The organism is Actinoallomurus soli (assembly GCF_024055715.1).
Taxonomy (GTDB): domain Bacteria; phylum Actinomycetota; class Actinomycetes; order Streptosporangiales; family Streptosporangiaceae; genus Actinoallomurus; species Actinoallomurus soli.
In genome coordinates this window covers 459,428-471,734 of sequence record NZ_JAMXMV010000005.1, presented here as the reverse complement: position 1 = coordinate 471,734, position 12,307 = coordinate 459,428, and the positions used below count along the sequence as shown (strand labels likewise).

Genomic DNA, 12,307 nt, shown 5'->3' with positions numbered 1-12,307 from the left:
GGCCGACCAAACCCAGCCCCCCACCCAGGTCATCGTCGTCGACCAAAGCCACACCACCGACACCGCCACCGTCATCGACACCTACCGCGACCGACTCCCCCTCCGCCGCATCACCTCCGACCGCGGCGCCTCGCTGGGCCGCAACACCGGACTGGCCGCACTCGACCCCGACTACGACATCGTCGCCTTCCCCGACGACGACGTCCGCCTCGCTCCCGACGCCCTGGCGAACGCCGCCGCCGCCTTCGCCACCGGCGACCACATCGGCGTCGTATCCGGCGCCGTCATCTTCCCCGGTGGATACCGCAGCCACCGGATCGCCGGCGGCCACCGGACCGTTCTGAACAAGGCGACGGTGCGGACGAACACCATCGAGGCCTCCTGCTTCTTCAGCGCGAGGTTCCTGCGATCCGTCGGGGGCTTCGATGAGACCCTGGGCGTCGGCAACCCCACGCCGTGGCAGTCGACGGCCGGTCTTGACCTCCTCCTGCGCGGGGTGCGGCGAGGGTGGACGGTGCTGTTCGACCCGGCGATCCTCGTCTACGAGACGGGATACAACGGCACCCCGGAGGACCACCTCTACCGGATCAAGTGCCGGCACTACGCGCGAGGAACCGGACGGGTCTACCGCCGGCACTACGGGCCGGGCACGGTGGCGCTGATCCTGGGCCGTCAGGCGGGCGGCGTCGTCTACTTCCTCCTGACCGGCCGCGGTCGCCGCGCCGCCTGGTGCCTGCAACAGGTCATCGGGCTCGTCGAGGGACTGACGGGCCGCCTCCTCAACGAGGTCAAGGCGCCCGAGCCGCTCGAAGCGCGGCGCTTCTACGACACCTCGGCCCGCTCGACGACCGGGACCGGCGCACCGCACGAGTGAGGTCCGGCCGCGCGAGACCGGGCCCGGAACCGCCGGAAGACCAGCACGGTCACGACGCAGCCGAAGGCGTTGACCGCGGCCAGGCCGACGGCCGCGCCGAAGGCCCCGGCGCAGGCCGCCCCGGCCATCGGGCCGAGAAAGGACATCGCGCCGCTGAGGACGCGCAGGGTGAACTGCTCCCGGACCGCCTCGAGCGCCCGCATGGCCCCGCCCATCGCGATCACGATGGCGCCGATGAGCTGGACGAGGACGAGCGGCGGCAGGACGACGCGTGCGGTCGACCACGACCTGCCGACCAGCGCGACGCCCACGCCCGGGGGCAGCGACAGGATGACGAGGCCCCAGCAGGTGGCGACCGCCGACAGGCTCCCTCCGATGACGAGCATCGTCGGAACCAGCCGGTTCGGCGAGTCGCCGATCACCCGCCGGCACTCCGAGATCGCGATCGTGCGCCCGGCGGCGCAGACCAGGCCGACCGGCCCCAGCAGCGTGGTCCCGGCGCGCAGGGCGCCCACGGCCGAGACGCCCGCCACCACGCTCACGGCGAGGGTGCCCGCGTAGGTGGCGGTCGCGATGACGGCGACCTCGATCGCGTACGGGCGGGCCAGCCTTCCGTAGTCACGCATCCATCCGCGTACGGCGGTGAAGCGCGGCACGACACGGGCCTGGGCCATGCCGAGCACCGCCGCGGCCAGCCCGGCCCCCGCCCAGGCCGCCAGCGCCCCCGCAAGGCCGACACCGACGGTGAAGAGCAGTACCAGGGCGGTGGCCTGTGACGTTCCCCAGAACAGGTCGTTCGCCAGAGACCTCGCCCCCCGGCCGATCGCGACGAACCCCATGCGCAACGCGTCCTGCACCAGCAGACCGGGCAGCAGGAGCGCCAGCACCAGAACCGGGGACGGCAGGCCGCCGCGCACGACGACGGACAGGGCGACGAGCACGAGCGCGGCCACGGCGCCGAAGACCGCCGCGGCGCCGGCGCTGTCGGCGAGTTGCCGTCGCGGATCCGGCGCGGCGGTGGCGCGGACCAGCAGTGGTTCGCTGAACGTCGCTCGCGACAACTCCACGACGAGGACGTAATAGCCGTAGAGAATGGCGAATGCGCCGAATTCGGCACGGGTGACGTGTCGCGCCACCATGACGGTCAGCAGCATGTTGGTCGCCGCCGACACGGCGTAGTCGGCCAGGACCCAACCGCTGCGCCGCAAGGGTGCAATGCTCATCGGTGCCGCGCCTTCGTATCATCGCCGTCACAGGTCAGGAGCCGAATGACTCATGTATATGCCAGTCCGGCCTCGACCGCGGTTAAGAGGTGATCAGCGCCTGTGAAGAATCGGACAAATTGTTGTCCAGCGGAGCCTCATCGGATTCGGACGATAAACGGAGCCGGAGAAGGCGGGCGACCGCATCGCATTCGACCGGTGGCTGCGTATACTCGTCGGCCGGTCCACTGAAATCAATGCGCGATATCCGGTGAGATTCGGGCGAGTCGACGATGACGTCTGGAAACGATGCTCCGAGCCCGCTCCTGGTCGCCTCCCGTGACACCTACGGGACCCGGCTCAGGCGGGTGTCCCTGCTGATCGGCCAGCTCGGCCTCGGAGGCACCGAGAAGCAGGTGGTCCTCCTCGCCGCCGGACTGCGGGCCCGGGGCGTCGACGTGCGGGTCCTCGTCATGTTCGAGGGCGGCCCCCGGGAGGAGCAGCTCCGCGCCCTCGGCGTCCCCGTCGAACCTCTCGGCTTCCGGCGCAGGTCGGCCGGATGGCGGATGCCCGCCGCGAACGTCGCCGCGTTCGTCCGGCTGGTCGGCCACCTGCACCGGACCCGGCCACAGGCGCTGCACGCGTTCCTCTTCCACAGTTACGTGACCGCCGCTCCGGCCGCCCGGCTGGCCCGCGTCCCGGTGTTGGTGGCCGGGCGCAGGAGCCTGGCGAACTTCAGGCGCGGGCGCCCGCTCCTGTGGGCCGCCGAGGCCCTGGCGACCTCACTGACGGATCACCTGGTTGCGAACGCCCGGGTCGTCGCCGAGGACACGCTCCGCGACCGGTTCGTCCGTCGCGACAAGGTCAGTGTGGTCCGCAACGGCCTGCCCGGTCCGGCCTTCGATCCGGCGCCCGCGGCGGTCATCGCCACCGTGTCGCCCGTCGTGCTGTGCGTGGCCAACCTCTTGCCGTACAAGGGCCACCGATATCTCCTCGACGCCGTCGCCCGGCTGCGGGCACGGGGCTCGGCCTGCACCCTCGTACTGGCCGGTGACGGGCCCGAGCGCGCGGCGCTGGAGGACCAGGCGGCGCGGCTGGGCATCGACGTCCGGTTCCTCGGGACGCGCACCGACATCGGGGGGCTGCTGGCGCGGGCCGACGTCGTGGTCCTGGCCTCGCTCGAGGAGGGCATGAGCAACGCCGTCATGGAGGCGATGGCCGCGGGGCGCCCGGTCGTCGCGACGGACGTCGGAGGCACCGGCGAACTGCTCGACGGCCGGGGCGTCCTCGTGCCTCCGGCCAGCCCGGACGCGCTGGCCGACGGCATCGAACGGCTGCTGAGCGATCCCGCGTTCGCGGCCGACCTGGCCGCGAAGGCGCGCGCGTGGTCCCGTGCGCACCTGAGCGCCGACGCCATGGTCGAGCGACACGTCCGCCTCTACCGCGACCTCCTCGACCGTGCGCGGCGCCCGGGACGCCGTCAGCCTCCGCGGTGACGTTCGAAGACGAACTCGTTGCAGCCGAGGCCGCCTCCGCACGTCCTCAGATGGCGCAGCGCGAAGCCGCGTGACCGCAGGAAGTCGAAGACCTCCTCCGGCCTGGCCACCTCGAACGGGAATCCGCCGACCCAGTCGACGAGGTCGTGCCGCGCGGACATGCCCCGAGCCCGCGTCCGTACGGCCCGGGACGGCGCGTCCAGGCGGACGGCCCGCCCGAGCATCCGCAGGGGGAGGCGCCGGGCGAGGTAGGCGGCACCGGCGGCCAGGAGCACTCCGCGCATCAGCGGCCCCGACCTGGTGTAGCGGCGCTTGACCCACCACCACACCCGGCTCTGCCGCCCCTGGTCGTTGTACACGGACAGATAGAGCAGACCGCCCGAGGCGACCAGGCGGGATGCCGCGTCGATCGCACCCCACAGGTCGCCGGTGTGGTGCAGGACCCCCCAGGCGTAGACGACGTCGTACGTGCCGAGCCGCCCGGTGAAGCGCTCGTCGAGGATCGACCCCTCTTCGATCGGCCAGTCGCTCCCCGGCGCGAACCGGTCCCGCAGCGCGGCCGCCGCCACCACCGAGTCCGGGTCGACGTCGAACGAGCGGACCCGTGCCCCGAGCCGGTGGGCCGCGAGGGAGAACAACCCACTGCCGCATCCCACGTCGAGGAAGGCAGACCCCGTCAGATCGGCTCGCCCGAGTGCGCCGGCCAGCGACGCGCCTGCGGCCTCGATCCTCCCGTCGTCGACGAGCGTCGCGAAGGAGCGCCAGTTCCGGCCGAACGCGAACCGCTCGGGCCGGTGGCTTTCCGTCTCAGTGCCGGGCATGGGATCCGGCCTCCTGCATGGACGAGGCCGGTCCGGGCACCGGCGCGCCGCCGCGCCCGTCACCGGACCTGCCGAGGCGAACCGCGATCGAGGGCCGCGACGGACCCGGCGCCCGGCAGGGCCGCCAGGCCAGCAGGCACCCGAGCGCTCCCCAGAACGCGACGCCGACCACGGGATTCGCCAGCGGATTGGCGAACAGGAGCAGCACCACGTAAGTCAGCAGGACGGCCTGCGGCATCGCCAGTTCGCCGGGTCTCCGGCGGAGGACGCCGAGGCCGAAGAGGACGAGGAAGACCAGCAGGGCCGGTACGCCCGCCTCGGCGGCCAGCCGCAGGTACTCGTCGTGAGTGCCGAGGTACACGGCGAATCCGGGAGACCGCTGCGCGTAGGCGGGGAACAGCGCGTACCCGATCCCACGGAACGGGTGGTCGGCGATGACCCGCGCGGCGAGTTCCGCGACCTGGGCGCGCTGTCCGTTGCTCGCATGGAGGTCCGTGGCCGTACGGTCGGCGGCCCCGAGGTTCGCGAGGTGCCGGGACAGCCGGCCGAGCATCCCGGTCGCCGCCGCAACGCCCGCGCCCGCCGCGAGCCCCGCGGCGAGAAGGGCATGGGCCCGCCACGAACGGCCGAGGAACACGGCACAGACGACGCCGACGGCCGCCGCCAGGAACGCGCTCCGGGAGTGGGTCTGCAGCAGCGCGAGGCCGCACAGCGCCGCGGGAAGGAGCCATCTCGGGTTCCGGGTGTAGCGCGTCAGCCCGACCGCGGTCACCAGGGGCGCCGCGAGCAGGCAGCCGAGATAGTTCGGGTTGCAGCCGAGCCCCGCGAGCCGCGCGTGCACGAACTGGCCGCGGACGAGCACGTATGCGGCGGCGGCCGTACCGGACAGCGCGATGACGCGGGCGACCTGCCGGGGATGCGGCCTCGAGGCGATGAGGAGACCCGTCAGCGCCAGCCCGCACAGCAGTCCGGCCAGGTCGGCGAGACGGCTCAGTTGGAGCGGAGCCGCGGCGCGGAGGACGTCCAGGTGGTCGGCGAGCCGCGGGCGCACCGGCGGCGCCACCCGTGTCGTCATGACGGGGCGGAAGAAGCTCACGAGGAGCAGGCCGGCGAAGAGCGCGAGCCACAGGTACGAGAGCCGGAACGGCAGGACCCCGAGGGCGAGCAGGGTGGCGACCACCGGCACCAGCGCGGCGGTCGCGGCCACCACGGTGAACCGGCCACCCGTGGACGTCGCGCCGAGCATGCTCACCGGCACGAGCAGGAGCACCACCGTCGCGGGCCGCACCAGGTCCCGCAGACCGGCGGCCGGCGGTGGCCGGACGTCCCGTGCGCCGCCGGTGACGATCAACGAATGGCCCGGACCGGGCGACGACCTGTCACGGGAGCCGTCGCCATCGGTGCGGCGCCGGAACACCCCCACGCCGGTCCCTCCTGTCCGAGGTAGAGGAAATCGCCCGGTTTCGGAGGGCGATCCCGCACGCTGCGAACGTATATAACTACGGAACGTAGCAGGAGTGGACGTCGATCCGGCAGCCGACATCCGGGGGGACCATGGAAGACGCATCGCGCGGCGCGTCCGGCGGGCGGGGAGACGCCGCACCGGATCCCCGGCGAAGGCGGTGGTCGTCGCACCGGCGCCCGTACGGCCGGGGGCGGTGGCCGTTCGCCATGCTCGACGTCCTCCTCGTGGCGCTGATCGGCTGTTGCGCCCTCGGCGAGACGGGTCCGCGCCGGGTCGACGCGATCGGGGACTACCCCGGCCGTCCCACGTGGGGGCTGGGGCAGGACTGGCTGATCGTCCTGTACGACGAGCGCCGTGGTGACGGACCTCGGAGGCCGGCGGGACCGGAGAGGCCCGGCGCGGAGCGGCGCCGGGTCGACACCGTCATGCTGCTACACCTGCCGTCGAGAGGGAAACCCACGCTGGTCGACCTGCCGCCCGACGCCTACGCCCCGGTGGCCGGGCACGGCGCCGGCTCGCTCCGCGCCGCGTTCGCCTGGGGCGGCCCCAGACTGCTGGTGCGGACGACCGAGTCGATCACACACGTCGGCGTCGAACGCTACGCGGAGATCGGCCTGACCGGTCTCACGCGCATGGTGGACCTGGCCGGCGGGGTCCGAGTCTGCGCGCGCCCGCCCGTGGCGGCCACGCCGGCGCCGGCCGGCATGGCGGGGCAGGTCAGCGCGGCGGCACGGACGGGCACGACGGCACGGGGCGGCGCGGCGGGGCGGGCCGGCGCTCCTGGCCCGCCGGCGGCCTGTCCTCGCCTCTCCGGCGCGCGGGCGCTCGCGTACCTGCGCACCACGGCATGCCCCTGCGGCGACGTCGACCACGCCGAACGTCAGCGCAGGCTGGTCACGGCACTGATCCGCGAGATGACCGGAGCGCGGGTGGCCCTCAACCCGTCGCGCGCCGTTCCGATGCTGCTGCACGGCGTCGGAGCCGTCACGATCGACGCGGGCGCTCATCTCCACGACCTCATCCGCTTGGCGCTCACCCTGCGCGAAACGGGCGGACTGCGGCCCACCACGATCTCGGCCGTGAGCCGTGGATCGGTGCCCGGCGTCGGCCGGGTCGTCGAACTGGACCAGGCGGAGGTCAAGGAGATCGCCAGGGCGCTGGTGACCGACTGCCCGGACCCTCGCTGCCCGGACCGCTGACCCCGCTCACTCCGCCGACGTGCGCGGCCATGCGCGTGATCGCCACCGGCCTCTGCTACTCTCCGCGACGAGATAGTGACGTGACGTCACCGGACAGCCGCGACCGAAGTCGGAAGAGGTGGGAATCCTTGAGAACGGCGACGGCGCCCCCGGCCGACACGACGCCGCGAACGCGCACCCGGGAGGTAACGCGTGTGCTGGCGCGGTGGACGGTCGTCACTCTGGCGATCTGGGCGCTGGCGCGCCTGACCGGGGCCGACCGGATCCCCTTCCTCGCCGGGCTGCTGGTGCCCGTGCTCGCCTTCACTCCGTACGCCGCCGCGTTCACCGCCGTGCCGATGGTCTACGCCCTGGCGGCCCGGCGCTGGCGGATGCTGGGCGTGACCGCGGTGATCGCCGGGGCGTTCGCCGTCGCGGTGGCACCCCGGGCGATCGGCGACTCCGGGCCCGCGGCCGACGGGCCGTCGCTGCGGGTGCTGACCGCCAACCTCCGGCTCGGCCGGGCGGATCCGCACGCGCTCGTCGGTCTCGTACGCCGCACCGGGGCGGACGTCCTCAGCGTGCAGGAGTTCACCGACCAGGCCGGTACCGGGCTCGACCGGGCCGGACTGGCGAGATTGCTGCCGTACCGGGTCACCATGCCGATGGCGGGCGCGCAGGGGTCGGGGCTGTACGCCCGCTATCCGCTGCGCGCGCTGCCGACCTTCCGGGTGGCCGAGATCGGGCTCGCGATGCCGCACGCCGAGATGCGGCTGCCCGGCGGGCACCGGGTGGACCTGTTCGGCGTGCATCTGGCCCGTCCCATGAGCCCGGCCGGAGTCGGGCAGTGGCGTCGCGGGCTGGTCCTGGTCCCCGCCGCCGCACGCCGCGGAGTCGTGCGGATCCTGGCCGGTGACTTCAACGCCACGCTGGACCACGCGCCGCTGCGCGGCCTGCTCGGAGAGGGATACGCCGACGCGGCCGACCGGACCGGCGCCGGGCTCATCCCGACCTTCCGGAAGGCGTGGTGGACTCCGCCGATCACGCTGGATCACATTCTGGTCGACGCTCGCTGCGCGGTCCGGCGGGTCGACGTGTACGGCCTGCCGCGCAGCGACCACCGGGCCGTCCTGGCACAGGTCCGGCTGCCGTGACCGCGACGAACCCGGACCGGTTCCACCTGCTGTTCGTCTGCACGGCGAACATCTGCAGGTCGCCGATCGCCGCCGAGCTCACCCGCCGCAGGATTCGCGCCGCCGGTCCGCCCGCGGACCGGTGTCTCCTCGTGAGCAGCGCCGGAACGCACGGACACGACGGGGCGGCGATGGATCCGCGCGCCGAGGCGCTGCTCCGCTCCCTCGGCGTCCGGCCGGCGGGCTTCTCCGCCCGTACGGTCACCGCCGCCCTGGTGGCGACGGCCGACCTGGTCCTCACCGCGGAGCGCCGGCACCTGGAGGCCGTGGTCGCGCTCTGCCCGGAGGCTCACGCCAGGGCGTTCACGATCCTGGAGTTCGCGCGGCTCGCCGGCCGCGTCGATCCGGGCCGGGTCATCGGCGCGTGCGCCGTGTCCCGGGCCGTGTCGCTGGTCCGCGAAGCGGTGCTGATGCGCGGCATGACGCCGCCCGGCGCGCCCGGCGCCGATGACATCGCCGATCCCCATCGGCGCACGGATGAGGACTACCACGTGTGCGCGACGACGATCGACGGCGCTCTGCACCTGCCGCTCCGATCCATCCTGTCCGCGCCGGCGTGAGCCCGCGCCAGGCGGTGGATGTCCGTTCCGCCGCTTCCACGGGGTGGCGCACGGCGTCCATTCCGCTTTCTTTAGCGAAGCCGGATGTTCGGGAGACCGGCGACGGACATGTATCTGTGTAATCAGTTCTCGGTGCAGGGGGCGTGGTGGCCGACAATCGGATCAGAGTAATGCGGGTCATCACCCGGATGAACGTCGGCGGCCCGGCTCTTCAGGCGGTGGAGCTGATGCGCGGCCTGGACGCCGGGCTCTTCGACCAGCGTCTCTACACGGGGACCGTCGAATCGGGCGAGGCGGACTATCTACACCTTCGCGGCCACGGCGTCGTTCCACACCGGATACCGGCCCTCGGGCGCACGGTCCGGCCGGGCGACGACGCCCGCGCCATCGCGGCGCTGGTCGCCGAGATGCGCGGGTACCGGCCGCACATCGTGCACACCCACACCGCCAAGGCCGGCCTGCTGGGCCGGGCCGCCGCCGCGTTGACGCGCGTTCCCGCGCGGGTGCACACCTACCACGGTCACCTGCTGCACGGCTATTTCTCCCCCGCCAAGACCCGGCTCGTGGTGACGGCCGAGCGGACCGCGGCCGCGATGACCGACCGGCTCGTCGCCGTCGGGTCCCAGGTGCGGGACGAGCTCATCGCCGCCGGGATCGGCCGTCCCGAACAGTACGCGGTGGTGGCGCCCGGCACCTCGCTCGGCCCGCTCCCCGGGCGCGCCGAGGCCCGGCGCGCGCTGGGCATCCCCGATGACGGCCCGGTCGTGGCGTACGTCGGCCGGCTGACGAGGATCAAGCGGCCGGACCGGCTGGTGGCCGTGGCCCGTCAGGTGCGCCGTCTGGACCCCGCCGTCCGGTTCGTCGTCGCCGGGGGCGGTGACGCCACGCCGGCGACGGAGGCGGCCGCCAGGACCTTCCACGGCATGTTCACGGTGCTCGGCTGGCGCGCGGACGTCGAGACCGTGTACGCGGCGGCCGACCTGGTGATCCTGACGTCCGACAACGAGGGGATGCCCGTCTCGCTCATCGAGGCGGGGCTGGCCGGGCTGCCCTGCGTCGCGACGCGGGTCGGGAGCGTCGCCGAAGTGGTGCGGGACGGCGAGACGGGCCTGCTGGCCCGGTGCGACTCCCACGAGCTCACCCGCCACGTCGTGCGATTGCTCCGGGACGAGCCGCTGCGGCGCAAGATGGGCGACGAGGCCCGGGCGTGGACGACGGCGCGCTTCGGCCCGCGCAGGCTGGTGTCGGACATCGCCGGGATCTACGCGTCGCTCGCCGAGGCGCGGGACGACCGGTGGTCGTCCCAGGACGACAGGGCCGTCCGGTGAGGGTCGTCGTCACGGGCGGCGCCGGCTTCATCGGCTCGAACCTGTGCCGGGAGCTCACGGCGCGACCAGGTATCGACGAGGTGGTCGCCCTGGACGATCTCAGCACCGGCCGTGCCGAGAACCTCGGCGGTTCCGGGGCGGAGCTCGTCCAGGGCAGCATCCTGGATCAGGGGCTCATGTCGGAGGTCCTGGCCGGCGCGGACGCGGTCGTACACCTCGCCGCGCGCCCGTCGATCCCGCGCTCGCTGGCGGCCCCGGTGGCGAGCCACGCCGCCAACGCCACCGGCACGCTCCTCGTCCTCGAGGCGTGCCGCCGGCGCTCCCTGCACGTGGTCGCCGCCTCGTCCTCCTCGGTGTACGGCGGTGTACCGGACCTGCCCAAGCACGAGGACCTGCCCACGCGGCCGCTCAGCCCCTACGGGGCCAGCAAGCTCGCCGCCGAGGCGTACGTCCTGGCGTACGGCGCCAGCTTCGGCCTCCCGGTCCTGGCACTCCGTTTCTTCAACGTGTACGGGCCCCTGCAACCGGCGGACCACGCGTACGCGGCGGTGGTGCCCACCTTCATCGACGCGGCATTACGCGGCGAACCGCTGACCGTGCACGGCGACGGCCTGCAGACCCGCGACTTCACGTACGTCGGCACCGTCGTGGCGGTGCTCGCCGACGCGGTCCTGCGCGGAGTGACCAGCGTGCGGCCGGTCAACCTGGCGTTCGGCACGCGGGTGTCGATCCTCGAACTCACGCGGCGGCTGTCCGCCGTGCTGGACCGGCCGGTGGACCTGGTGCACGCTCCGCCGCGCCCCGGCGACGTCCGCGACTCCCAGGCCGCCGACCGCCGGCTGCGCCGCCTCTTTCCCGGCGTCGAGGCGGTGCCGCTGGACACCGGGCTCGAACGGACGGTCGCGTGGTTCCGTGGCCGTCCGGCGTACGCGCGGGACCCGGCCGCTCACTGACGCGCCGGCCGCACACCGACGCACCGGGGCCGTACGCGCAGCGCGGACGCGGCGCGGCGTTCCGGCGGAGAGGGCTTTTCTCGACGTTCCGCGCGGGGGCCGGTCCTCGCGACGATCAGGCGGGATCCGCCGCCGGGGCCGACACGGGCGCGAGCCGGCGGCGGGGCGGCAGCGGGACCCGGTCGAGGTCGCGCGCGAGGACGATGTCGCCGTCGAAGGCGGCGGCCGCCTCCTCGCCGAATTTCGGCTGGTCCGCGGCGGCGTACCGCTCGGAGAAGTGCGTCAGGACGAGGCGGCGGACGCCCGCCTCCGCGGCGACCTTGCCCGCCTGGGCCGCGGTCAGGTGCCCGTACTCGTCCGCCAGGCGGGCGTCCGCGTCGAGGAACGTCGACTCGATGACGAGGAGGTCGGCGCCCGCGGCGAGCGGTGCGATCGCGTCGCAGAGGCGGGTGTCCATGACGAACGCCGCCTTCTGCCCGGGCCGCGGGACGGCGCACTCGTCGAGGGTGACCGTACGCCCGCTCGGCGTGACCACCGCCCCCTCGCGCTGCAGGGCGCCGACGAGCGGCCCGGCCAGGCCGTGGGCCGCCAGCCGCTCGGGCAGCAGGGTGAAGCCGTCCGGCTCCTCCAGCCGGTAGCCGTACGACTCGACCTTGTGCGACAGGCGGCGCGCGGTGAGCGTGAACGGCGCCCCGGGAAGCTCGATCCGGACCTCGTCGCCGGCGATGGGCTCCTCGTCGATGACGCCGGTGTCGGCGAAGACCGCCGCGTGCCGGAGCCGCCGCCAGTACTCGCCGCCGCTCGCGGGGAAGACCGCGCGGACGCGGTGCGCGACGCCGTCCCGTGCGATGCGCTGGACCACGCCGGGCACGCCGAGGCAGTGGTCGCCGTGGAAGTGGCTGAGGCAGAGGCAGGTGATGTCGTTCGCGCTCACGCCGGCGTGCAGCATCTGCCGCTGGGTGCCCTCCCCCGGGTCGAAGAGGATGCCGTGCCCGTCCCACCGCAGCAGGTAGCCGTTGTGGTTCCGGGCCCGGGTCGGCACTGCGCTGGCCGTGCCGAGAACGACGAGATCGCGGGTCGACATGGTCCCATCATGCTCCCGCCCGGACCACGGGCGCACGGCCGGACCACGGGCTCAGGGCAGGCGACGGGCGGTGAGCGTGTCGATCACCGACCCGGCGACTCGTCGCGCTTAGCATTCGAGCGTTGACCCAAGGTGACGACCGCGGTGAGGTGG

Annotated in this window: 11 protein-coding genes; 7 read left to right on the top strand and 4 right to left on the bottom strand. The window is 73.7% G+C overall.

From position 1 onward, the window contains the following. Positions 1-874: glycosyltransferase family 2 protein (locus NDW01_RS16425; protein ID WP_252821433.1), on the top strand; the 874-nt coding region annotated here is incomplete at its 5' end. Here NDW01_RS16425 and NDW01_RS16420 read toward each other — a convergent pair. Next, a complete protein-coding gene (locus NDW01_RS16420; RefSeq protein ID WP_252821431.1) occupies positions 823-2,097 on the bottom strand; it encodes an MATE family efflux transporter in 1,275 nt (424 codons plus the stop codon). The two genes, NDW01_RS16425 and NDW01_RS16420, sit on opposite strands and share 52 nt — an antisense overlap. A 272-nt stretch (positions 2,098-2,369) precedes the next feature. Between NDW01_RS16420 and NDW01_RS16415 the strand changes: the two genes are divergently transcribed. Next, positions 2,370-3,572 (top strand): glycosyltransferase, encoded by a 1,203-nt coding sequence (locus NDW01_RS16415; RefSeq protein ID WP_252821429.1) that lies wholly within the window; start codon positions 2,370-2,372, stop codon positions 3,570-3,572. Here the strand turns inward: NDW01_RS16415 and NDW01_RS16410 are convergent. Both NDW01_RS16410 and NDW01_RS16405 read right to left on the bottom strand, forming a co-directional pair. Further along, complete coding sequence (locus NDW01_RS16410) at positions 3,557-4,393, bottom strand: class I SAM-dependent methyltransferase (RefSeq protein ID WP_252821427.1); 837 nt, start codon at positions 4,391-4,393, stop codon at positions 3,557-3,559. The two genes, NDW01_RS16415 and NDW01_RS16410, sit on opposite strands and share 16 nt — an antisense overlap. Next, entirely contained in the window at positions 4,380-5,816 is a 1,437-nt protein-coding gene (locus NDW01_RS16405) for an O-antigen ligase family protein (RefSeq protein WP_252821424.1), read from the bottom strand. The genes NDW01_RS16410 and NDW01_RS16405 overlap by 14 nt, the downstream gene beginning before the upstream one ends. Positions 5,817-6,064: 248 nt before the next feature. On the opposite strand from NDW01_RS16405, the gene NDW01_RS16400 reads away from it, so the two are divergent. From NDW01_RS16400 to NDW01_RS16380, 5 genes are all read left to right on the top strand, one after another. Beyond that, a complete protein-coding gene (locus NDW01_RS16400; RefSeq protein ID WP_252821422.1) occupies positions 6,065-7,057 on the top strand; it encodes an LCP family protein in 993 nt (330 codons plus the stop codon). Positions 7,058-7,251: 194 nt separating this feature from the next. After that, a complete protein-coding gene (locus NDW01_RS16395; RefSeq protein WP_252821420.1) occupies positions 7,252-8,190 on the top strand; it encodes an endonuclease/exonuclease/phosphatase family protein in 939 nt (312 codons plus the stop codon). Then, positions 8,187-8,789 carry an arsenate reductase/protein-tyrosine-phosphatase family protein gene (locus NDW01_RS16390; RefSeq protein WP_252821418.1) on the top strand — a complete coding sequence of 201 codons (603 nt, stop codon included), beginning with the start codon at positions 8,187-8,189 and terminating at the stop codon, positions 8,787-8,789. Before NDW01_RS16395 ends, NDW01_RS16390 begins: the two co-directional genes overlap by 4 nt. A 170-nt stretch (positions 8,790-8,959) precedes the next feature. Continuing rightward, positions 8,960-10,117, top strand: a complete 1,158-nt coding sequence (locus NDW01_RS16385; protein WP_252821416.1) for a glycosyltransferase — start codon at positions 8,960-8,962, stop codon at positions 10,115-10,117. Then, positions 10,114-11,070 carry an NAD-dependent epimerase/dehydratase family protein gene (locus NDW01_RS16380; protein ID WP_252821414.1) on the top strand — a complete coding sequence of 319 codons (957 nt, stop codon included), beginning with the start codon at positions 10,114-10,116 and terminating at the stop codon, positions 11,068-11,070. Before NDW01_RS16385 ends, NDW01_RS16380 begins: the two co-directional genes overlap by 4 nt. A 115-nt stretch (positions 11,071-11,185) precedes the next feature. Here NDW01_RS16380 and NDW01_RS16375 read toward each other — a convergent pair whose 3' ends face one another. Next, positions 11,186-12,154 (bottom strand): ribonuclease Z, encoded by a 969-nt coding sequence (locus NDW01_RS16375; RefSeq protein ID WP_252821412.1) that lies wholly within the window; start codon positions 12,152-12,154, stop codon positions 11,186-11,188. Positions 12,155-12,307 lie beyond the last annotated feature (153 nt).